The organism is Neisseria sp. 74A18 (genome assembly GCF_001308005.1).
In the GTDB taxonomy this organism is placed as follows: domain Bacteria; phylum Pseudomonadota; class Gammaproteobacteria; order Burkholderiales; family Neisseriaceae; genus Neisseria; species Neisseria dumasiana.
Genome location: NZ_LGZA01000012.1, coordinates 1 through 21203 on the forward strand (window position 1 = coordinate 1; position 21203 = coordinate 21203).

The following is a 21203-nucleotide window of genomic DNA, read 5'->3' on the forward strand; positions in this document are numbered from 1 at the left end:
GAGAGGCTGTGCCATTGGCCGAGCAGGACGGCTTTGAACATGGAGAGCAAAGGATAGGCGGGACGGCCGCCGTTGTCGCGCACGTAGCGGGTTTTGCGGCCGGCGAGGTATTGTTCGATGGGTGTCCAGTCAAGAATACGGTCGAGTTTGATGAGGGGGAAGCGGTCGAGATGTTTTTCGATATGGTTGAGGGCGTCGGTGTGTAAAAAGCTGCTCATGAACAAAATCCTCTAAATTCTCGGAGTTTGATGTGAGTGGGAATTTAGAGGATTTTTGAGGGTTTTGCAAAGGTCTCAGGCTTTCATGCCGCAGCAGCTTGTCTTTTTAAACCTGCAATGTTATGTTGGGCAACCGTTTTCCAATGCCAATCCAATATGCACCAATCTTCCAAATTATTGATTTTATGCGCATGCCTGAGCGCATTTATGTTAAATGCCTGCGATTTCAGCAATGCCCGCGCCCAAACCGCCGCCGCATCTGCCGAAGTTGAAGCCGTCGTTGCCCAAGGTAATTTTTTGGAAAACGCCGAAGCGCTGCAAGCTGCCGAAACAGCGTTGAAAAACCTTCCCCAATTCCGTGGAAAAAGCCTGATTTTCTTTGAAAATATCGACTTTTTCAGCGGTGTCCGCCCCCGCATCGAGTTGAACATACAAAACCCGCACAAACCCGGGCAAATCGATCACTATCTCTACGAACACGGCAAATGGCGCTACACAGACACTTTACGCCTCACGTCCGAAACGAATGTAGCAGCCAATCTTACCCCGCTCTCTATGGTGCGTTTTGCAGACGCTGCAACCATTGCCGCCAAATGGGCGGAAAAAGCCCGCTCGGTGGACGCAGCCGTTACCGAACCTTATTATGTTTCTTTTGTTTTGCTGGAAAAAAACCAAAAACGCTTTTGGCACACCGCCACTATCGAAGCGGTGGGCAAACAGTATTATTTGAGCTTCCATTCAAACGGTACGGTATGGGAATTCAAGAAACTCTAAACCAACATGAAAGGCCGTCTGAAAAATTTTTCAGACGGCCTTATTTAACATACTTATCAAATATTTAACTCTCAATCATCCCATATTCGACAGAATCAGAACAGAGAATCCAACTGCTTCGACGATTGACCCGCTGGTGCCAAAGGTTCAGGCTGAGCCTGACCGCCGTTTCCGCCGCCCGAATTGCCGCCTCTGTCATTACGGCCGTTGAGCGGTTCTAACACTTGCTCGATCGGTGCGTAGTCGGAAGGTTGGGCTTTTTGTGCGGCGGGTTTCGCAGCCTGCCCGATTTCCGGATCGCGCTCTTCATTGCGCACCGGACGGCTTGAACGGTTATCCAGCGGCAAATCGGGGTTGGTTGTCTGCTGCTCTTTCAAGAAATAATCGTTGCCTTTGGTTACCATGCCTTCGGGTGCTTTCATGCCTTTTACCGGCACGCCTTTCAGCGCAAAACGCATGTATTCCACCCAAACCGGCAAAGCAATCGTTCCGCCGTAACCTGCACGGCCCATGCTGCGCGGCTTGTCGTAACCGATATAAACCGCCGTTACGATGTCGGGATTGAAGCCCACAAACCATGCATCTTTGTTGTCGTTGGTCGTACCCGTTTTACCTGCGATATCAGAGCGGCCCAAGGCTTTGGCACGGGTTGCCGTACCGTAGCGCACCACGTCCTGCATCATCTTATACATAATAAACGCATTACGCGGATCGATCGCCTGCGGTGCATTCTCGCCTGCAACTAAAGGCTGCATTTGCGCACGCAAACGACCTTGGCCGTCATAAATACGGTCGATCACATAAGAAGAAACTTTATAACCGCCGTTGGCAAAAACCGTATAGCCCTCGGCCATTTTCATCGGCGTGGTTTCGCCCGTACCCAAGGCCATCGACAGACCGGCAGGAATTTCAGACGGCTTAAAGCCGAAACGCTGGATATATTCTTGCGCATAATCCACTTTGATAGACATCAGAATACGGATCGACACCATATTTTTCGAAGCAGTCAAAGCCTGACGCATGCTGATAAAGCCTGCATAGCGGCCGTCTGAATTTTTAGGATTCCAAGCCGCACCGTTACGCCCTTGCCCGGGCAGCGAAATCGGCGCATCGTTCAACGGGGTAGCCATCGTCATGCCCTTCGACAAGCCGGCGGAATACACAAACGGCTTAAACGAAGAACCCGGTTGGCGCAAAGCCTGCGTAGCGCGGTTAAAGGTTTTACTGTGGAAATCGTAACCGCCCACCAAGGCACGCACCGCACCGGTTCTCGCATCCAACGCCACCAACGCACCTTGAAGCAGCGGCTGTTGTGCCACCGACCAACGCTTGCCGTTTTTCTTCACACGGATAACGGCACCGCGGCGGATTTGCGCGTCTTCCATTTTTTTATTGTTTACCGCTCTTGCCGCGAAACCCAGCTCGGCATTGCTCAAAGTGGTGCGGTTACCGCTGGCCAACTGAATTTCCACGCCTTTTTTAGACGTATTCAACACAACCGCCGGCATCATACCGTCTACCGTATAAAGTGTTGAAAGATATTGTCCAACCGTTTCTTCCACATTATCGGTCTGGCTTAAATCAAGATAATGCTCTGCACCGCGGTAGCTGCTGCCTTGGTCGAAGCCTCTCAATGCTTTACGCAAAGCTTCGGTGGCTACACGCTGATGAGCCGTACTTACCGTGGTATAAACCTTAAAACCTTGCGTGTAAGCTTCTTCGCCGTATTTTTCATACAACTCTTGGCGCACCATTTCGGCAACATACAAAGCACTTTGGTCTATTTTCTGAACATGGCGTTCGAAGTGCAGATTTTCCGCCAACGCTTTTTCACGATCCTGCGGCGTAATCATCTTCTCTTCAACCATATTGTTCAAAATATATTTCTGACGCAACTTGGCACGTTCAGGATTCACAATCGGATTGAATGTCGAAGGCGCTTTCGGCAATCCTGCCAGAATCGTTGCTTCGGCAAGCGTCAAATCTTTCACATCTTTATTAAAATAAATTTTAGATGCCGCCGCAAAGCCGTAAGCGCGCTGGCCAAGATAAATCTGATTGAAATACAGCTCCAAAATCTGGTCTTTAGTTAAAGACTTTTCGATTTTGTAAGCCAAAAGTGCCTCATTGAATTTACGGGTAAATGTACGCTCGTTACTCAAATAGAAATTACGCGCCACCTGCTGTGTAATCGTACTCGCACCCGATTGCACTCCGCCGGTCATGTTTCCGATCGCCGCACGCATCACGCCGATAACGTCTACGCCCCAATGGTCATAAAACCGCTTGTCTTCCGCCGCCAAAACGGCATCTTTCAATATTTGGGGGAAATCACCGATTTTGGTAAAAGACCGCCGCTCCTCTCCATACATGCCGATAACTTCGCCGTCTGAAGAATAAACCGTCAGCGGCATTTTCGGCTGGTAGTGCTGAACCGCTTCTAAAGAGGGCAGTTTCGGATATGTAATCAGAATGGCAATTGCAACCAAACCTACCACAAAGAGTAATAAACCTAAAACCAAACCAATACAGGTCGTTATAATTTTTTTAATCATGACTAATTAATAAAGTTGCCATTAAAAGCATTAAATAAAGTAAAATAGCTAAAGATTTCATCAACACACGGTTATTTTTTGTGTAAACCATGAAGAAATCCGTTACGGATAAAAACTGTTACTCTTCTCAAAAACACAAGGCGTTACATTATGCGATTAACAAAAAAGCAAAACAATACAAATAGTAAAACGTCATCCAACCTTGCCCACCGTTCCGCTGTCGGTATCGATATCGGCCAACATGCCATTAAGATGGTCCAGTTGTCAGGCCGTAGTTTAAACCAAATTCAGTTGGAAAAATACGTTATTACCAAACTGCCTAAAAATATTATCAAAGGCAACAAAATTCAAGATTACGATCAGCTTGTTACATATCTGCAACATTCTTATACGCAGCTCAACAGCTCTTCCAAAAACTTCATCGCAGCACTGCCTCAAAGCCTGGTTACGATTGAAACCGTTGTCTACAACGAAAAAGATTCGGACTTAGACTTGGACGGTTTTGCAGAGTTTGAAGTTTCACAAATCGCTCCGATCGAAGAAATGAACTTCGATTACCACACGATAGGTACATCCGTGGTTCCGGCCGGCACCCGTGTACTGCTTACTGCCGCAAAAAAAGACGACGTAGAACCGCGTATCGAAGCGTTTAACAATGCCGACATGCCTTTATCTGCATTGGATATTGATTTATTCGCACAAAACAATGCTTTTTCTTTTTGGATCAACCAACATGCACCCGAATTGGAGCATGAAAAAATCGCCATATTCGGCATTCATGCCACTCAAATGTATGCCGTTATTACCCAAAATGGCCAGATTCTCTACAAGCAGGAAACCACTGTCAGCACCGAACAGCTTAACCAACTCATCCAACGTACCTATCAGGTTACCGAAGAAAAAGCTGCGCAAATGATGAATGCCGCCACCAAGCCTTCCGACTACCAATCCGCAGTAGCCGACCGCTTCAACATACAGGTTGCGCAAGAAATCCAACGTGTGCTCCAGTTTTACTACACTACCCAACCCGGCGACCAATATTCGAACGTCAAACATATCCTGCTTACCGGCACGGCGGCACAACAACCCGGATTGGCGGAAACCATTTTCTCGCACACGAATACGGCAACCGAATGCATCCACCCGATTTTATATGCAGCCAACAGCAGTAAAGTCGACATTTCCCAATTACAAATAGACGCATCAACATTAACTCTTGCCTTCGGCTTGGCATTAAGGGGGCTTTAATATGATTCAACTAACCAGAATCAACCTTCTTCCCTACCGTGAAGAAATTCAGCAGAAGCAAAAACAAAACTTTAAATCGCTCATGTTGCTTGCCTTGTTAACAGGTATCGGCCTTTCTGCGCTGACCTATTTCGGCATCAACCGAGCCATCAGCAATCAAGAAGAACGCAACGGCTTTCTTTCTCAAGAAATTACCAAGCTTGATGAAAATCTTCTTGAAATCAATAAATTAAAGAAAGAGAAAGAAGAGTTTTTGGCTCGAAAACAAAAAGTTGAAGAGTTACAGGAAAAACGGTTCCAAGCCGCACAAATTATCGATACCTTAAATGTGCTGATTCCGGAAGGTACTTATCTGACTGCAATTACAGCCGAAAGCCCGACCTCATACAACATCAGCGGCAAAGCGACCAGCGATAACAAAATTGCCATGTTTATGAGATCAATTCCCAGTACAGGCATTTTTATGCAACCCGAATTGGTAAACATCAAAAAGGTAGATAATGCACAAGAATTTACACTTAAAGTGCTGTTAAACCAATCTTATTACACATTACCGGACGTTTCAGCCGCTGCTCCGGGCACAAGCGGTACGGTTTCCGACCAACAGGGAAAATAACATGGCAGCAAAAACACTAAAAAATATTGATACCAAAAACCTGCACTTATTAAGCATGCCGGCCAAGCTGGTATTGGCATCTTTGGTGGTGGTTAGCGTTCTGGCAGCCGGCTATTTAGCACTGTTCAGCAACCAGTTGGAAACATTGGACGGCGCGGTTCAGAAAGAAACCGAGTTAAAAGAAACCTACACACAAAAAAGCATTGAAGCCGCCAACCTTGATAATTTGAAAGAAGAATTGGCAGCCATCCGTTCGTCATTTAATGTTTTGCTCAAACAGCTTCCTACCGATGCAGAAATTCCGAATCTCATTCAAGAACTGCATCAAGCCGGAGCAACCAATGGTTTGCGCATGGACAGCGTTGTTCCTCAAACACCTGTAAACGACGGCCCCATCCAAGCATTGCCTTATGAAATAGCCATTACGGGCAAATACAGCCAAATCAGCCAATTTGCACGCGACGTAGGCAAGCTCTCGCGCATTATTACTTTGGAATCATTGAAAATAGGCAGCAGCAAAGATGAAAAAAGCAATCTTCTGACGCTAAGTGCAACTGCCAATACCTATAAAGCCCGCCCTGCAGAGGAAGTGGCTGCTGAATTGGAAGCAGCGAAAGCTGCAAGTGAAGCGCAGGCTTCCCAATAACCCCTGAGAGAAACATTATGAAAAAAACACTACTACTCGCAGGCATATTGGCTGTTTCGGCCTGCACATCTTCACACGACGATCTAACCAAATGGATGCGAGATACCCGCCAACAGGCCAAATCAAAAATCATTCCTTTTGAAGCACCTGCCGCTATCCAAGCAAAAAACTATACTGCTCCGAATTTTAGCGGACTTCATGCCTTCGACAGCAAAAGGCTGGTTGCCATGCAGCAAGGTGCAAACGCACCCAATAATAACCGGGCAAAAGAAGTTCTCGAAAGCTACAGCCTTGAAAATCTGAAATATGTGGGCAGCCTGACTAAAGGAAAACAAACTTCAGGCTATGTTGAAGCCAATGGCCATGTTTACACTGTCCTTCCTGGCAACTATATCGGGCAAAATCACGGTCGCATCCAATCGATCACGGCAGACAAGATTTTGATTACCGAACTGGTTGAAGACAGTTATGGAAATTGGGCATACCGTAAAGCAGAACTACCATTGAGCGGCTCAGACAACGGCAGCGATGCAGCTCAAAACAACAATTAAAGGGGCATTACTTATGAACTCACGCAACATTACAAAGATTCTTTCAGCCATTACTCTCGGCTTCGCCGTTCAGACGGCATATTCGGGCAACATTACCGATATCAACGTATCTTCTTTGCCTGACAATCAGAAAATTATCAAAATCAAATTTGATAAAGAAGTTACATCTCCCCGCGGTTTTGTAACCACTACGCCTGCCCGCATTGCACTTGACTTCAGCGGCACGTCTATCCAATTACCCCAACCTGTTTTGGAGTACGCCGATCCGCTGTTAAACCAAATTACAGCGGCACAAAATGACGACCGTGCCCGTATCCTTTTGGGGCTGAATAAGGCCAGCCAATACAACACCGAAATCAAAGGCAACGAAGTTTGGGTATACATCAGCGAAGCTAATAATAAAACCAGCAATACCGCGCCTTTGCAAAGAAACGCAGCACCAATGCCGGCTCCCGTTGCTACACCTGCTCGCCAAGAACAGATTGCGGCTTCAGCCAACATTGATTTCCGTAAAGGTACCCGCAACTCCGGTATCGTAGAGTTGAATGCTTCTTCTTTCAGCGGCGAACCTGAAATTAAGAAACAAAGCGACAGAATCATCATTACGTTGAAAAACTACCCATTGCCGACACAGGCACAGCGTAGTTTGGATGTTGCCGATTTCAACACCCCGGTACGCAACGTAACCATCAAACGCATTGGTAACAACACCCAACTCATCATCCGTAATCAAGGCAGCTGGGACGTACGCACCCAAGGAGCACATGGCCGTTACAGTTTCGAAATCAGCCAAAAAGCCAATATTGCTGCCCAAGGCTTAGCCAATACGCCAAATAAATCGTTTAATGGACGAAAAATTTCTTTGGATTTCCAAGATGTGGAAGTGCGAACCATTCTCCAGATTTTGGCTAAAGAATCAGGCATGAATATCGTTGCCAGCGATACTGTGAATGGCAAAATGACTTTATCGCTCAAAGATGTGCCTTGGGATCAGGCACTTGATTTAGTGATGCAAGCCCGTAATTTGGACATGCGCCGTCAAGGCAACATCATCAACGTTGCCCCACGTGAAGAATTATTGGCTAAAGATAAAGCAACCTTACAAGCCCAGAAAGAAATTGATGATTTGGGTCCGCTGTTGTCTCAAACTTTCCAATTGAAATACAAAAACGTAGAAGAATTCCGTAAAATTCTGCGTCTTGACGAAAGCGGCAATAATAGCGACCGCAACAGTCTGCTGAGCGGAAGAGGCAGCGCGCTGATCGACCCAGCTACCAATACCCTAATCATTACCGATAACCGCCACGTTATTCATAAGTTCCAAAAACTGATTGAAGAATTAGACGTACCGACACGTCAGGTTATGGTAGAAGCGCGCATTGTGGAAGCAGAAGACTCTTTCTCGCGCAACATCGGTGTAAAATTCGGTTACAACGCCGTCAAAGGCCGTAACACTTGGGGTTCCAACCTTAACAATGCACTAAGCAACCACAGCACTAAAGTAGATAACAACCGTACAATAACCAACAATATTTTGAGCGGTGCAAATACCGTCCCTACGACTAAACCTTTAGAGTTCTCTCCCAACATCAGTTTACCGGTTTCAGCTGCCACCTCAAGTATTGCACTGGTTCGTGCACTTTCTTCAGGCGCATTAGGTTTAGAGTTGGCTGCAATGCAGGAACAGGGTAGGGGCAAAATTATTTCCAACCCGCGCGTTTTAACGCAAGACCGTAAAGAAGCCACGATTGAGTCGGGCTCTGAAATCCCCTATGAAGAGGCAACTTCAAGCGGTGCTACTTCCATTACCTTCAAAAAAGCGGTGTTGGGTTTAACCGTTACGCCCAATATCACCCCCGACGGGCAGGTAATCATGACGGTTAAAATCAATAAAGACAGCCCGTCCGACTGTATTTCCGGCGGTGTAACAACCAAGTGTATCAGCACCAAACAGCTTCAAACCCAAGCAATGGTTGAAGATGGCGGCACTTTGATTGTCGGCGGTATTTACGAAGAAGAAAACGGTAATACTGTAGCTAAAGTACCCTTGCTGGGCGATATTCCCGTTGTGGGCAACCTGTTTAAATCACGCACCCGCAGCGAAAAACGCCGTGAGTTGTTGATTTTCATCACTCCGCGAATTATGGACAACGTAGGCAGCAACTTACGCTACTAAGGCCGTCTGAAACCGCACAAACGCAAATAAACACCTAATATGTATATTTTCGTTTACAATGCCTGCTATGGAAAACATAGCAGGCAATTTATTTTTAATCGGCTTAATGGGCGCAGGCAAAACCACTATGGGCAAACATATCGCCCAAGTTTTAGGCCGTTCTTTCTATGATAGCGATCAAGAAATTTGCAGGCGCACGGGCGTGTCGATTCCTACTATTTTCGAATTAGAAGGGGAGCAAGGCTTTCGCGACAGAGAAACTGCCGTAATAGACGAGCTAACCGCCATGAATAACATCGTGTTGGCTACCGGCGGCGGGGCAGTGCTTCGCAAAGACAACCAACATTACCTTCGCACACGCGGCACAGTAGTATATTTACACGCCACTCCCGAGGTATTGCTCGAGCGTACCAGATATGACAATAACCGGCCTTTGCTTCGAGTAGAAAATCCTTTAGCCAAACTTCAAGAACTATACGGTATTCGGGATAAGATTTATCGAGAAACTGCCCACATTATTATCGAAGCCAACCGCCCGAGCTGTTATAAAACTGCCGAACATCTTTTAACACTATTGAAACAGCGGCAAAATAAAAACTCATAAACCCCCTTCATGTAATACCCAAAATTATGCGGTTTGTTTTCAGCCAATCTCCAACCAATAAGCCGGGCATGGCCATAATAAAGAGGCCGTCTGAAAACATTTATCCAACAGTTTTCAGACGGCCTAACCTTAATCACTTTTACAGCGAATCATCAATATGCGTACACTCAATGTAGCTGCTCCATCCCACCAATATCCCATATTCATCGGCGAAAATCTGCTCTCTCAAGCAGGATCTATTCTGAAGCCTTATCTCACCAAAAAAGCAGCCATCATTACCAATGAAACCATTGCCCCTTTGTATTTGAATACCCTTCAGACGGCCTTAGCGTCAGAAGGTATCGACTGTTTCAATATTATATTGCCTGACGGCGAACAGTATAAAAATTGGGAAACCCTCAATCTGATTTTTGACGGACTGATGGAAAACCGTGCCGAGCGCAAAACCACACTGATCGCACTGGGCGGCGGCGTTATCGGCGATATTGTCGGATTCGCGGCCGCAACCTACCAACGGGGCGCTCCGTTTATTCAGATACCCACCACCCTGCTCAGCCAAGTCGATTCATCGGTGGGCGGGAAAACAGCCATCAACCACCCTCTCGGCAAAAACATGATAGGTGCGTTTTACCAACCCCAAGCAGTGCTCGCCGATTTAAACACCTTATCCACTCTGCCCGCGCGCGAACTTTCCGCCGGCATGGCCGAAGTGATTAAATACGGCGCACTCGGCGACAGCGCTTTCCTGTCATGGCTTGAGCACAACATAAGCGAACTGATGCAGCAAAACAAGGCTTTACTTGCCGATGCGGTTTATCATTGCTGCAAAATGAAAGCCGACATCGTTGCACAAGACGAAACCGAACAAGGCATTCGTGCATGGCTGAATTTAGGCCATACGTTCGGCCATGCGATTGAAGCTGAAATGGGTTACGGCGTATGGCTGCACGGAGAAGCAGTAGCAGCCGGCATGGTTTTGGCCTGCCGCCTTTCAGAAGCATTAGGCCGTCTGAACGCAAATGATACTGACCGCATGATAAGCCTAATCCAAAAAGCCAATCTTCCTACCACACCGCCTAAATTTGCTTTTGAAAAATGGATTGCCCACATGCAGCACGATAAAAAAGTCAGCAGCGGGGTGATGCGTTTCATCGCTTTGAACCGTTTAGGAGAAGCCAACATCACCGAGATTACGGATACGGCTGTTTTGAAACAAGCCATAACGCCTTATTTGTAAACGTATAGGCAAGTTGCAAAAATAAGCACACGAACTTTACTGAAGGGGTTGTACCGGATAAGCAGCTTATTATGACTGCTTATCTGGTACAGCCCCTATTTTTTAATACAAAACATCACCGCCGTAGTAAAAGTTAAGCCGTAGAGATAACATTCCGGCGAAGTTTTCGGGTCTTGTTTCAGGCGGCCTCCTTCGGAGCGGAAACCGGCAAACGGATGACGCGCGGCTGAGGTTTCGGTATATTGCGCCTTACGTTTTAATTTTATGGTAGTTGATACATGGATTCGCCCCGACCTTTGGTACAAGTGGTTGCCGGTGTGGTGCTCGACCGGCAAGGACGTTATTTGTTGAGTTCCCGACCCGAAGGCAAGCCTTATGCCGGCTATTGGGAGTTTGCCGGCGGTAAGGTAGAGGCGGGCGAAACCGAATTTCATGCCTTGCAGCGCGAGTTTGAAGAAGAGTTGGGCATCCGTATCCGGCGAGCCCGCCCGTGGCTGACCAAAATCCACGATTACGAACACGCGCGGGTGCATTTACGTTTTTTCCGCGTAGAGGCCGACGAATGGTCGGGTAAGCCTGAATCGCGCGAAGGGCAGGCGTGGTCGTGGCAGCGTGCGGGAGATTTCGACGTATCGCCCATGCTGCCCGCCAACGGCCCGTTGCTGGCGGCATTGGCCGTACCTACCGCTTTAAAAGGCCGTCTGAAAACAGGTTTTTACGGCGAAAACAGTATGGGCGAATACCGTGTTGTGCCGTTTGAATTGGCCGAGCCGCAGCACAAACATGTGTTGATTGATGAAGAAACTCTGCGTCGCCGAGGTAAGATGCCGCAGGCCGACAGCGTTTGGGTGGTGATTTCGCAGCCGCAGCAATGGCCGTTGGTTCAGGATGCCGATGTAGTGGTGTGGCGCGTGCAGAATGATGATTCTGCCGCCGCATTGTCGGCGGTGCTGGCCGACGGAGTGGGTATACCGCTGGTGGTGCTGGCAGATGAAGAGCGTGTGAAGCAATGCGGCCGACAATGGCTTGAGCGCGGCGCACATGCCGTATTGATTGATAAAGAAACCGAATGGGCTTGAGGCTGTCTGAAAATGTCCAGTTTAACCCGTCGTCAAAAAATAACCATTGCCGTTTTGCTGCTCGCATTTGCAGCGGTGAAAGTGGTGGCTTTGCTGTGGTGGCAGAGCAAACAGCCGGATGTTACGGCTATCCCGCAGGCTGCCTGTAATGTGCATGCAGGCTGTACGCTGCCGAACAGTGCCGTTGTCAAATTCAGCGACCGGGTGCATGCCAAGCAGCCGTTTGATATCCGCGTGAACAACGTGCCGCCGCAGGTTCAGGAAGTGTTTGTGAGCTTTTCGATGAGCGGCATGGATATGGGTTTTAACCGCTACAAACTGGTTCGCCAAGCCGACGGCACATGGGCGGCAAACCAAATCCGCCTGCCCGTGTGCGTGCAAAACCGCCATGATTATTTGGCGGATATCCACATCAACGGCGATGTTTTTCAGACGGCCTTTACGGCGGAGTGAGGGCGGCGGGATTGTGTTGAATGATTTGCTGTAAATAAGGTGGAAAAAAAGAGAGTTTGCTTGGGCGTAGATATTTAAAGTATATCGAGGCCGTCTGAAAGCTATGTTTTCAGACGGCCTGAGACCTTTGTAAAACCCTCAGATGTGGATGCAGTTCAAGGCGTAGCAGCACAGCGAGTGCAGACATATCATATAGATAGGCAAACGAGCGAGCAGCGCACAACGCAGAAATGCGCCGCAGATGAGGGTTTTGCAAAGGTCTCAGGCAGTGCCTCATAATGAGGCACTTTAAGGGGACTTTAGGGGTGGCTTGTCTACTTTTTACGCAAAAACAGCCGGAACATGATGAAGCATGTTCCGGCTGTTTGTTGGCGTAGGGTTTTGCAAAGGTCTCGGCCTTTGCCTATTTTTAGGAAGGCTTAGGCATCGGCATCATCAACCAGCCCTGCGGCGGTTTTTTCAGGTGTAAAGCGCACCGATTGGGGGTAGGGGAAGAAGTCGTCGTATTGGCCTTGTTGGAGGTGGTCTTTTTTAGCCTGCCAAAATTCGGCGGTGAGCAAGTCTTTATGGTGCTGCAAAAATACTTGCCGTACATCGGGTTCGCCGAGCAGGAACGGGCCGAATTCTTCGGGGAATACGTCGCCTTTGTTGACGGGGTACCACACTTCGCCCGACATTTCGTATTCGGGGTTGGGGGCGGGCGGGATTTTGCGGAAATTGCAGTCGGTCATGTATTCGATTTCGTCGTAGTCGTAAAAAATCACGCGGCCGAAACGGGTCATGCCGAAGTTTTTATACAGCATGTCGCCGGGGAAGATATTGGCGGAGGCCAGCTCTTTGAGCGCGTAGCCGTAGTCGATCACGGCGGCGGCTTTGTCGGCGGGTTTGGCTTTCTGCATAAACAGGTTGAGCGGTTTTAAGCGGTATTCGACATAAACGTGTTTGATGATCACCCAATCGTCGTTTTCTTCAAACTGGCTCGGTGCGAGCGTGCGCATTTCTTCTAAAAACTCTTCGTCGCAGCGTGATTTGGGCAGGGCGACGTTGGCGAACTCAAGCGTATCCGCCATGCGGCCGACGCGGTCGTGTTTTTTCACGAGCAGGTATTTTTGGCGCACGTATTCTTGGTCGAAATCTTTGTTCGGGCCGAAGGTGTCTTTAATCACTTTAAACACATAGGGAAACGAGGGCAGGGTAAACACGCTCATCACCAGCCCTTTTATGCCGGGCGCGAGAATGAATTTGTCGTGCGAGTATTCGAGGTGTTGGGCAAACTCGCGCCACCAAATGTTTTTGCCCTGTTTGTGCAGGCCGACCATGGTGTAGAGGTCGCCTTGCGAGCGCATCGGCAGCATGTCGCGCAGGAAATGGATGTAGCCGCTGGGCACGGGCATGTCCACCAAGAAATAGGCGCGGGCAAATGAAAACAGCACGGCAATCTGTTGGGCTTCAAACAAGGCGGCATCTACTTTCAGACGGCCTGATTCGTCGTGCAGCACGGCTAAGGCAAAGGGATGGCGCACGCCGCCGTTGATAATCTGCCCGAAAATGTAGGCGGCTTTGTTGCGGTAAAACGGCGAATGCAGCACGCGCACATGCAGGTTCATTTCTTGCGGCGGCCATTCGGCTTGGAAGTGTTTGCGCGCCGAGCGCAGAATGTTGCTGATGTCTTTGCCGAGATGGGCAAACGGTACGTTCCAGCCGAAGTGGTGCAGAATATCGCGCAGGCAGCCTCGCAGCCCTTGTTTGCTGGGGTAAAACGAGCAGAAAGTGGGCGGGTCGGAATCGATATATTCGGTGCTGGTGGAAGGTTTAACAAAGATAAACTGGTTGTTGTAATACTCTTTGGCCAAGAGTTTGGTGGAAACCGAATTGAAAAAAGTTTCGGCCAGCTCGGGCTGTTTGTGGTTGACCAGCAGGGCGATGTATTCGGTTTTGGCCGCCGCCCATACTTCATCGTTCAAAGCCGTGGCGGCATGTTCGCGGTTGAGCGATTCTACCGCTTCGCGCACGCGCTGGTCGTACATTTGGATGCGTTCGGCCACCAAATCTTGAATACCGCGCCAGTTGCGCTGTTCAAACAATTCTTTGGCGCGGGCGGTAACTTCGCGGTAGAGGCGGTAGTGTTTGTTGAAGCCGGCCAGCATGGTTTCGGCTACCGCGCGCCCAAGTTGTTGGGTAAGTTGTCGGGACATTATTTTTCCTTTGCGTTGGCGGCCGGCGTTGTTTCAGACGGCCTTTTTTGTTTATATGTTATCCGATGTAACCTTAGGGGGTTTTGTGCGGTTTGGCAAGTGAGGGATTGTGAAAAGCGGTGGGCTTAAAGAGGTTTCGCAGAGTATGCCGGGAAGTAGGGTTTCAAAATAGTCGAGGCCGTCTGAAAATCATTCAGACGGCCTTCAACGTTTCGGTTTGGATGGGAACGAGCGCATCAATCGCCGTTTTCGTGGTCTTTCAAAATCTTGCGGTACACAGGTTCGGGCAGATAGCGGCGAACCATGTCTCGCCAGCCTTCGGGGCCGACCAAGCCTTTGACCATGGTGGACGACACTTCGGCAAATTCGCGCGGCGGCATCAGAATCACGGTGGTGATGTCGGGTTGCAGGTCGCTGTTGATGTAGCGCATCGAGCGTTCGTATTCGTAGTCGGATGCGGTGCGGATGCCGCGGATCACAAAACGCGCACCGATGCTGTCGGCGTAATCGACCAAAAAGCGGTTGCCGAACACGGTAACTTTCACATTCGGAAATTCGCTCGTGATTGCTTCCAACATTTCGCGGCGTTCTTCAACGGTGTAGGTGCTGCGTTTTTCGGGGTTGACGCCGATGGCGATGATCAGTTCGTCAAACATGGCTTGGGCGCGGCTGATCATCCATAAATGGCCGTTGGTGGGCGGGTCGAAACTGCCGGCATACACCGCGCGGCGGATTGGGCGTGTAGTCATGTCGAAAAGATAGAAAACAGGATGGAATGTACGGCTGGCAGGATAAAGCCTGATAAAACGAATGTCAAAGCCAAAGGCCGTCTGAAATGCTTCAGACGGCCTTTGGCTTTGATTGGTATCAATTAATCTTCACCACCCAACGACAGCAGAATGTTGAGCAGGCTGCTGAAAATGTTGTAGAGGGAAATAAAGATGGTTAAAGCCGCGCTGATGTGGCTGGTTTCGCCGCCGTCGATTACGGCGCGGATTTTCCACATGATCAGCAAAGAGCTGAAAATCACGAAGCCGGCAGAGATGGTTAAACCCAGCGCAGGAATTTGCAGGAACATATTGGCTACTACGCCCACCATCAACACAACCGCACCCACCACTAAGAAGCGGCCGAGCGAATTCATGTCGGCTTTGGTGCGGCGGGCCATTGCGGCCATGGTAAAGAACACGGCGGCGGTCATGGCGGCGGCAAGGCCGACGATTTTCGCACCGTTGCTGAAGCTGAGGCTGTATTGCAGCAGCGGGCTGATCAGCACGCCCATGCCGAAAGTGAACACCATCAGCAGGGCAGCACCCACATTGCTGTAACGGTTCTTCTCAATCAGGACGCACATGCCGTAGAAAAAGGCCAGCACCACGCCGAAAGCGATCCAGCGGTTGCCGAACATGGCGTATAAGTTAAAGCCCATTTGGCTGCTCAAAAATGCGCCCGCAGCACAAGGGATGAAAGAAAGACCGAGCAGGCCGTAGGTTTTGCGCAGCACGGTATTTTTTTGTACCGCGCCGGCGGTTTGGGTGTAATCGTAAACGTCGTTTTGCATGGCGTTTGCTCCCTATTTGAGAAATGTGTGTAAAAAATGAATGAAAATCGATTTTAACAGCAAATCAAAGCTTTTTGCTGAAAATTATTACCGGCGGTTCGAATGCCGGTGCAAAAGTTTCAAATGTCAAACATGCGCCCACAAAAACAACACCCACAGCAAAATCGTGATGCTCCATTGCGGCAGCAGCTTGTCGAGCTGCGTGCAAGATTGGGCTTTTTTAAGAAAATACAAGTGGATGAATGATGCCGCCAGTAAAAAAGCATTCAGACGGCCTGCCGCCGCGTTGAAATATTGTGGCAGCCAATACCACCACATCAATCCCGCCGAAGCCAGCAAAGCAGTGTGATACAGCTTGGCGAGGCGCAGCCCCAAGCGCACGGCGACGGTGGTTTTGCCTGTGGCCGCATCGCTGTCGATATCGCGCATATTATTGAGATTCAACACCATGGCACACCACAAGCCGAGCGCGGTAGCAGGCAGCCACGACCAGGCATTCAGACGGCCTGTTTGCAGACATTCGCTACCCAATACGCCCACCCAGCCGAAAAACACCATAACGGAAAGGTCGCCCAAACCGATATAGCCGTAAGGCTTTTTACCTGCGGTATAGGAAAAAGCCGCTGTGATGGCCGCCGCACCTAGCAGCAGCCACAACATCCAATTGTGCAGCCCGCCCATGCCGATAGAGGGTAGGGCGACTGCCAACAAAGCAAGACCGCACAGGCAGCAGATCAGCGCCGACACGGTTAACCCGCGCTTCATGGCATTACGGCTGATGTTTCCTGAGCTGACCATACGTTTCGGCCCTTTGCGCAGGCATGAGTCGGCACCGTTGCAGGCATCGCCGTAATCGTTGGCGAAGTTGCTGAATATTTGCAGGGCGACGGCGGTAATCATACATAACACCAAAACCGGCGGATTGCTTTGCTGATTTAGAGCAGCAAGCACACCGCCGCATAATGCAGATGCAGCGGCCAGCGGCAAGGTACGCGGACGGGCGGCGGCGAGCCAGTGTTTAAAAGCCATGTGATGGAGGTAATGTGTTTGGGAATGTTAAAGATGGATATTATATGACGAGGCCGTCTGAATGATAACCGGATAGGGATGCAGCGCGGCGAAATGAGGCATTGCGGCAGATGGTTACGCGGCTGAATTTTCAGACGGCATTGATTTGATTAACTTAAAGAATATGGTATAAGCGATTAAAGAGGCTGGGGGAACGATTCTGCAAAATCAATTTTGTGTGTTGTCTGTTGTATGGTTTGGAGCTTGCGGTCAATATGGCCAATTGATTTTTTTAGGTCGTTTTGGGCGGTGATTGAGCAGTATTGGTTTGTTTTTTAGTTTAAACAGGTAACAAAAAAGGACGCTGAAACAGCGTCCTTTTTGCTTCCGATCAGGCCGTCTGAAAACGGCTTGGATCAGGCTTAGTCTTTTTTGTCTTTCACTTCTTCAAACTCGGCATCTACTACATCGTCGTTGCCTTTGGCACCGCTGTCGGCTTGTTGGCCGGCTGCCTCACCGTTGGCTTCGGCTTGCGCTTGGGCATACACCATTTCACCCAGTTTTTGGCTGGCTGCGCCCAATGCTTCGGCTTTAGCGTCGATGTCGGCTTTGTCGTCGCCTTTAACGGCTTCTTCGGCGGCTTTCAAAGCATCTTCAATTTTCGCTTTTTCGTCCTCATCCAGTTTGTCGCCGTATTCGCCCAATGATTTTTTCACCGAGTGAATCAGAGCTTCGGCTTGGTTGCGTGAAGCCACGAGTTCGGTCAGTTTTTTGTCCTCTTCGGCATTGGCTTCGGCATCTTTCACCATGCGCTCGATTTCTTCCTCACTCAAACCTGAAGAGCCTTGGATGGTAATCTTCGCTTCTTTGCCGGTGCCTTTGTCTTTGGCAGACACGTGCAGAATACCGTTGGCATCGATATCGAAGGTTACTTCGATTTGCGGAATGCCGCGCGGCGCAGGTGCGATGTCGCCCAAGTTGAAGTTACCCAGCGATTTGTTGGCAGAAGCGCGTTCGCGTTCGCCTTGCAGCACGTGGATGGTTACTGCGCTTTGGTTGTCTTCGGCAGTCGAAAACACTTGCGACGCTTTGGTCGGGATGGTGGTGTTTTTGTTGATGAGTTTGGTCATCACACCGCCCATGGTTTCGATACCGAGCGACAATGGGGTTACGTCGAGCAGCAATACGTCGCTGCGGCCGCCGCCCAATACTTCGCCTTGGATCGCTGCGCCCAAAGCCACGGCTTCGTCGGGGTTCACGTCTTTGCGCGGCTCTTTGCCGAAGAAGGCTTTAACGGCTTCTTGTACTTTCGGCATACGGCTTTGGCCGCCTACCAAGATCACGTCGTCGATGTCGCCCACGCTCAGGCCGGCATCTTTTACGGCTACGCGGCAAGGCTCGATAGAGCGTTCGATCAGGTCTTCAACCAAGCTCTCGAATTTGGCGCGGGTGATTTTCATTGCCAAGTGTTTCGGGCCGGTGGCATCCATGGTGATGTACGGCAGGTTAACTTCGGTTTGTTGGCCGCTGGACAATTCGATTTTGGCTTTTTCAGCCGCTTCTTTCAGGCGTTGCAGCGCCATTACGTCTTGTTTCAGATCAATGCCTTGTTCTTTTTTGAACTCGGCGATGATGTAGTCGATCAAGCGTTGGTCGAAGTCTTCGCCGCCCAAGAAGGTGTCGCCGTTGGTGGCCAACACTTCAAATTGTTTTTCACCGTCCACATCGGCGATTTCGATGATGGAAATATCGAAAGTACCGCCGCCCAAGTCGTAAACGGCAATTTTGCGGTCGCCGGTGGTGTTTTTATCCATACCGAAAGCCAAGGCTGCGGCAGTCGGTTCGTTGATGATGCGTTTAACGTCCAAACCTGCGATACGGCCTGCATCTTTGGTGGCTTGGCGTTGGCTGTCGTTAAAGTAGGCCGGTACGGTGATCACGGCTTCGGTTACCGGTTCGCCCAAGTAGGCTTCGGCGGCTTGTTTCATTTTGCGCAATACTTCGGCGGAAACTTGGGGCGGAGACAATTCTTTGCCTTGTGCTTTTACCCATGCGTCGCCGTTGGCGGCTTTGACGATTTCGAAAGGCATCAGATCGATGTCTTTTTGCACTTCTTTGTCTTCAAATTTATGGCCGATCAAGCGTTTGGCGGCATAAATGGTGTTTTTCGGGTTGGTAACGGCTTGGCGTTTGGCCGGTGCACCGACGAGGATTTCGCCGCCATCGAGGTAAGCGATGATAGACGGGGTGGTGCGTGCGCCTTCGGCGTTTTCGATTACTTTGGTTTGGCCGTTTTCAGAAATAGCCAAACATGAGTTGGTTGTACCTAAGTCGATACCGATTACTTTTGCCATATGTTTTGCTCCTTAGAAATTTTTTCAATTCAAATAGATCAAATAGAATAATGTTTGAAACTTAAACTTGGTGGGGAATCTTTCCCCTGTCGGATTCGTAAATAAGGCGGATTTTTCACTTTTCAAGTGTTGCCGTTTAATTTTTTTGGCTAAATAATTATTTTTAATTCAAGTGCTTGATTTACTTATCCACAGATAATGTTTTCAGACGGCCTGTATTGATGCAGGCCGTCTGAAAACATGTGCCATGTAAATAATCAGTTCTCGTTGCCTTGATTTTGGGCAACCGTAACCATGGCGGGGCGCAACACGCGGTCGGCAAGTTGGTAGCCTTTTTTCATAACACTCACAATGGTATTCGGTTCTTGTTCGCTTTCCACCATCTGCATGGCTTGGTGGTGGTGGGGATCGAGTTTTTCACCCGGTTGGGGATTGATTTCGGTAATTTGGGTATGCTCGAATGCTTTGTTCAGCTCGTTCAAAGTCATCTGTACGCCCATTTTCAAGGCGTCGAAATTGCCGCTTTGGTCGAGTAGGGCCATTTCCAGATAATCTTTAACCGGCAGCATTTCGGAAGCAAATTTCTGACCTGCAAATTTGTGTGCGGCTTGCAGCTCTTCCTGATGGCGGCGGCGCAAATTTTGCTCGTTGGACAAACCGCGCAGCTGTTCGTCTTTGAGGGTGCTTTCAAGTTCGGCGATTTTGGCTTCCAAATCTTCGTAAGAAGGTTTTTCCTGCACTTCTTCTGTTTGCTCGGTTTCAGTTTCAATGGTTTCAACCGATTCTACTGCTTCTTCTGTTGCTGTAACGGGGTTGTGTTCGCTCATGTGGATTATCCTGTATAGATAAGATGTGAATGGTGCTTTATATAAGGCCGTCTGAAAGCTTATTCAAGCCGTGCCGAACAAAACGGTTGGAAAAATTTTTTGTCGGTAATCTGCTGTGGATAAACCGGAATATTTCTGTTTTTTTTGACATATGTTGGGCATAGTCTATCAATATATTTTTAATGCAAGGCAGCAAGCCGCAGACGGTTGTTTTGCAAAGGTCTTTTTATCTTGGCAATCTTGATTGCGGGCGAAAAATAAAAAAGGCAAAACCAATGGGTTTTGCCTTTTCATGTGCGGAAAAGAGATTAATGAACGTCTTTCCAGTATTCTTTTTTCAGGAAGTAAGCTAAAGGCAACATCACTGCCAGCAAGAAAATCATCACGATATAACCCGTGCGTTTGCGTTGCAACTGGGCAGGTTCACCCATGTAAACCAGATAGTTCACCAAGTCGCGGGCATATTCGTCATATTCTTTGGTAATGACTTTTCCGTTTGCCAAACGGCGGGTTTGCAGACCGGTAGATTCCCAATAAAGTTTGGGAACCATGTTGCCGTGTTCGTCTTTTACCATGACCGGTTGGCCTTTTGCATCCAACTCGACGGCCTGTACGCCTTGTTGTTGCCAAAGCGGATGCGGCATACCTACTTTATCAAACACGGTGTTGTTCCAGCCGGTAGGGCGGGTCGGGTCTTTATAGAAGCCGCGCATATAGGCATACAGGTAGTCCGCACCACGGGAGCGGGCGATGAGTGTCAAGTCGGGCGGTTCTGCACCGAACCATTTCGCGCCATCTTTAGGATTCATGGCAGACTGCATGACATCGCCCACCTTATCGGTGGTAAACATCAGGTTTTTCTTGATTTCGTCTTCGCTCAAACCGATATCTTGCAGGCGGTTGAAGCGCATGCCGGTAGCGGAGTGGCAAGACAAACAGTAGTTGGTAAAAATCTGTGCGCCACGCTGCAAGCTGACTTGGTCGCGCAAATCAATATCTACCTTTTCGTAGTGGCCGCCACCGCCTGCGGCAGCGGCGATACTGATGGGTGCTGCAAGCAATAAGGCAGCAAACCAGTTTTTCAGTGTTTTTTTCATTTTC

The 21203-nt window shown here is 49.0% G+C and carries 19 protein-coding genes and 1 pseudogene; 10 read left to right on the plus strand and 10 right to left on the minus strand.

Going from position 1 to position 21203, the window contains the following annotated elements; translation table 11 throughout:
- Positions 1–218, minus strand: a pseudogene (locus AKG43_RS05315) (IS5/IS1182 family transposase); the annotation flags it as partial.
- Positions 219–374: 156 nt separating this feature from the next.
- Between AKG43_RS05315 and AKG43_RS05320 the strand changes: the two are divergent.
- Entirely contained in the window at positions 375–992 is a 618-nt protein-coding gene (locus AKG43_RS05320; RefSeq protein WP_054599530.1) for a hypothetical protein, read from the plus strand.
- 95 nt (positions 993–1087) lie between these two features.
- Here the strand turns inward: AKG43_RS05320 and AKG43_RS05325 are convergent, their stop codons facing one another.
- A complete protein-coding gene (locus AKG43_RS05325) occupies positions 1088–3547 on the minus strand; it encodes a penicillin-binding protein 1A (protein ID WP_054599531.1) in 2460 nt (819 codons plus the stop codon).
- 150 nt (positions 3548–3697) lie between these two features.
- On the opposite strand from AKG43_RS05325, the gene pilM reads away from it, so the two are divergent.
- From pilM to AKG43_RS05370, 9 genes are all read left to right on the plus strand, one after another.
- Positions 3698–4795 carry a type IV pilus assembly protein PilM gene (gene pilM / locus AKG43_RS05330; protein ID WP_054599532.1) on the plus strand — a complete coding sequence of 366 codons (1098 nt, stop codon included), beginning with the start codon at positions 3698–3700 and terminating at the stop codon, positions 4793–4795.
- A 1-nt stretch (position 4796) separates the two neighbouring features.
- Positions 4797–5411, plus strand: coding sequence for a PilN domain-containing protein (locus tag AKG43_RS05335; RefSeq protein WP_054599533.1), 615 nt, complete (start codon positions 4797–4799; stop codon positions 5409–5411).
- A 1-nt stretch (position 5412) separates the two neighbouring features.
- Positions 5413–6057, plus strand: coding sequence for a type 4a pilus biogenesis protein PilO (locus tag AKG43_RS05340; RefSeq protein ID WP_054599534.1), 645 nt, complete (start codon positions 5413–5415; stop codon positions 6055–6057).
- A gap of 17 nt (positions 6058–6074) precedes the next feature.
- A complete protein-coding gene (locus tag AKG43_RS05345; RefSeq protein WP_054599535.1) occupies positions 6075–6608 on the plus strand; it encodes a pilus assembly protein PilP in 534 nt (177 codons plus the stop codon).
- Between the two features lie 13 nt (positions 6609–6621).
- A complete protein-coding gene (gene pilQ, locus AKG43_RS05350; protein ID WP_054599576.1) occupies positions 6622–8784 on the plus strand; it encodes a type IV pilus secretin PilQ in 2163 nt (720 codons plus the stop codon).
- Between the two features lie 58 nt (positions 8785–8842).
- Positions 8843–9388, plus strand: a complete 546-nt coding sequence (locus AKG43_RS05355; RefSeq protein ID WP_054599536.1) for a shikimate kinase — start codon at positions 8843–8845, stop codon at positions 9386–9388.
- 157 nt (positions 9389–9545) lie between these two features.
- Positions 9546–10625, plus strand: coding sequence for a 3-dehydroquinate synthase (gene aroB / locus AKG43_RS05360; RefSeq protein WP_054599537.1), 1080 nt, complete (start codon positions 9546–9548; stop codon positions 10623–10625).
- A 278-nt stretch (positions 10626–10903) separates the two neighbouring features.
- A complete protein-coding gene (locus tag AKG43_RS05365) occupies positions 10904–11704 on the plus strand; it encodes an NUDIX domain-containing protein (RefSeq protein WP_054599538.1) in 801 nt (266 codons plus the stop codon).
- Between the two features lie 12 nt (positions 11705–11716).
- The gene (locus AKG43_RS05370) at positions 11717–12157 is read left to right on the plus strand and encodes a hypothetical protein (RefSeq protein WP_054599539.1); all 441 of its coding nucleotides are present in this window, start codon (positions 11717–11719) and stop codon (positions 12155–12157) included.
- A 109-nt stretch (positions 12158–12266) separates the two neighbouring features.
- Here AKG43_RS05370 and AKG43_RS13240 read toward each other — a convergent pair whose 3' ends face one another.
- The 8 genes from AKG43_RS13240 to AKG43_RS05405 form a co-directional block, all read right to left on the minus strand.
- On the minus strand, positions 12267–12434 hold the full coding sequence (locus AKG43_RS13240) for a lipoprotein signal peptidase (protein ID WP_082402988.1): 168 nt from the start codon (positions 12432–12434) through the stop codon (positions 12267–12269).
- Positions 12435–12576: 142 nt separating this feature from the next.
- The gene (gene aceK / locus AKG43_RS05375) at positions 12577–14352 is read right to left on the minus strand and encodes a bifunctional isocitrate dehydrogenase kinase/phosphatase (protein ID WP_054599540.1); all 1776 of its coding nucleotides are present in this window, start codon (positions 14350–14352) and stop codon (positions 12577–12579) included.
- A gap of 236 nt (positions 14353–14588) precedes the next feature.
- A complete protein-coding gene (coaD, locus tag AKG43_RS05380; RefSeq protein ID WP_054599541.1) occupies positions 14589–15101 on the minus strand; it encodes a pantetheine-phosphate adenylyltransferase in 513 nt (170 codons plus the stop codon).
- Positions 15102–15223: 122 nt separating this feature from the next.
- A complete protein-coding gene (locus AKG43_RS05385) occupies positions 15224–15913 on the minus strand; it encodes a Bax inhibitor-1 family protein (RefSeq protein WP_054599542.1) in 690 nt (229 codons plus the stop codon).
- Between the two features lie 126 nt (positions 15914–16039).
- Positions 16040–16942 (minus strand): 1,4-dihydroxy-2-naphthoate octaprenyltransferase, encoded by a 903-nt coding sequence (menA, locus tag AKG43_RS05390; RefSeq protein ID WP_082402989.1) that lies wholly within the window; start codon positions 16940–16942, stop codon positions 16040–16042.
- 401 nt (positions 16943–17343) lie between these two features.
- Positions 17344–19275 (minus strand): molecular chaperone DnaK, encoded by a 1932-nt coding sequence (gene dnaK, locus AKG43_RS05395; RefSeq protein ID WP_054599543.1) that lies wholly within the window; start codon positions 19273–19275, stop codon positions 17344–17346.
- A gap of 257 nt (positions 19276–19532) precedes the next feature.
- A complete protein-coding gene (gene grpE, locus AKG43_RS05400) occupies positions 19533–20102 on the minus strand; it encodes a nucleotide exchange factor GrpE (protein ID WP_054599544.1) in 570 nt (189 codons plus the stop codon).
- 308 nt (positions 20103–20410) lie between these two features.
- Positions 20411–21199 (minus strand): cytochrome c1, encoded by a 789-nt coding sequence (locus tag AKG43_RS05405; protein WP_082402990.1) that lies wholly within the window; start codon positions 21197–21199, stop codon positions 20411–20413.
- Positions 21200–21203: the final 4 nt, after the last annotated feature.

Coding starts and splice junctions, on each gene's coding strand:
- coaD (WP_054599541.1), bottom strand. CDS start 15,101: ATGACTACACGCCCAATCCGCCGCGCGGTGTATGCCGGCAGTTTCGAC.
- dnaK (WP_054599543.1), bottom strand. CDS start 19,275: ATGGCAAAAGTAATCGGTATCGACTTAGGTACAACCAACTCATGTTTG.
- grpE (WP_054599544.1), bottom strand. CDS start 20,102: ATGAGCGAACACAACCCCGTTACAGCAACAGAAGAAGCAGTAGAATCG.
- AKG43_RS05340 (WP_054599534.1), top strand. CDS start 5,413: ATGGCAGCAAAAACACTAAAAAATATTGATACCAAAAACCTGCACTTA.
- AKG43_RS13240 (WP_082402988.1), bottom strand. CDS start 12,434: ATGAGGCACTGCCTGAGACCTTTGCAAAACCCTCATCTGCGGCGCATT.
- AKG43_RS05320 (WP_054599530.1), top strand. CDS start 375: ATGCACCAATCTTCCAAATTATTGATTTTATGCGCATGCCTGAGCGCA.
- AKG43_RS05370 (WP_054599539.1), top strand. CDS start 11,717: ATGTCCAGTTTAACCCGTCGTCAAAAAATAACCATTGCCGTTTTGCTG.
- aceK (WP_054599540.1), bottom strand. CDS start 14,352: ATGTCCCGACAACTTACCCAACAACTTGGGCGCGCGGTAGCCGAAACC.
- aroB (WP_054599537.1), top strand. CDS start 9,546: ATGCGTACACTCAATGTAGCTGCTCCATCCCACCAATATCCCATATTC.
- AKG43_RS05325 (WP_054599531.1), bottom strand. CDS start 3,547: ATGATTAAAAAAATTATAACGACCTGTATTGGTTTGGTTTTAGGTTTA.
- pilQ (WP_054599576.1), top strand. CDS start 6,622: ATGAACTCACGCAACATTACAAAGATTCTTTCAGCCATTACTCTCGGC.
- AKG43_RS05355 (WP_054599536.1), top strand. CDS start 8,843: ATGCCTGCTATGGAAAACATAGCAGGCAATTTATTTTTAATCGGCTTA.
- AKG43_RS05365 (WP_054599538.1), top strand. CDS start 10,904: ATGGATTCGCCCCGACCTTTGGTACAAGTGGTTGCCGGTGTGGTGCTC.
- pilM (WP_054599532.1), top strand. CDS start 3,698: ATGCGATTAACAAAAAAGCAAAACAATACAAATAGTAAAACGTCATCC.
- AKG43_RS05335 (WP_054599533.1), top strand. CDS start 4,797: ATGATTCAACTAACCAGAATCAACCTTCTTCCCTACCGTGAAGAAATT.
- menA (WP_082402989.1), bottom strand. CDS start 16,942: ATGGCTTTTAAACACTGGCTCGCCGCCGCCCGTCCGCGTACCTTGCCG.
- AKG43_RS05405 (WP_082402990.1), bottom strand. CDS start 21,199: ATGAAAAAAACACTGAAAAACTGGTTTGCTGCCTTATTGCTTGCAGCA.
- AKG43_RS05385 (WP_054599542.1), bottom strand. CDS start 15,913: ATGCAAAACGACGTTTACGATTACACCCAAACCGCCGGCGCGGTACAA.
- AKG43_RS05345 (WP_054599535.1), top strand. CDS start 6,075: ATGAAAAAAACACTACTACTCGCAGGCATATTGGCTGTTTCGGCCTGC.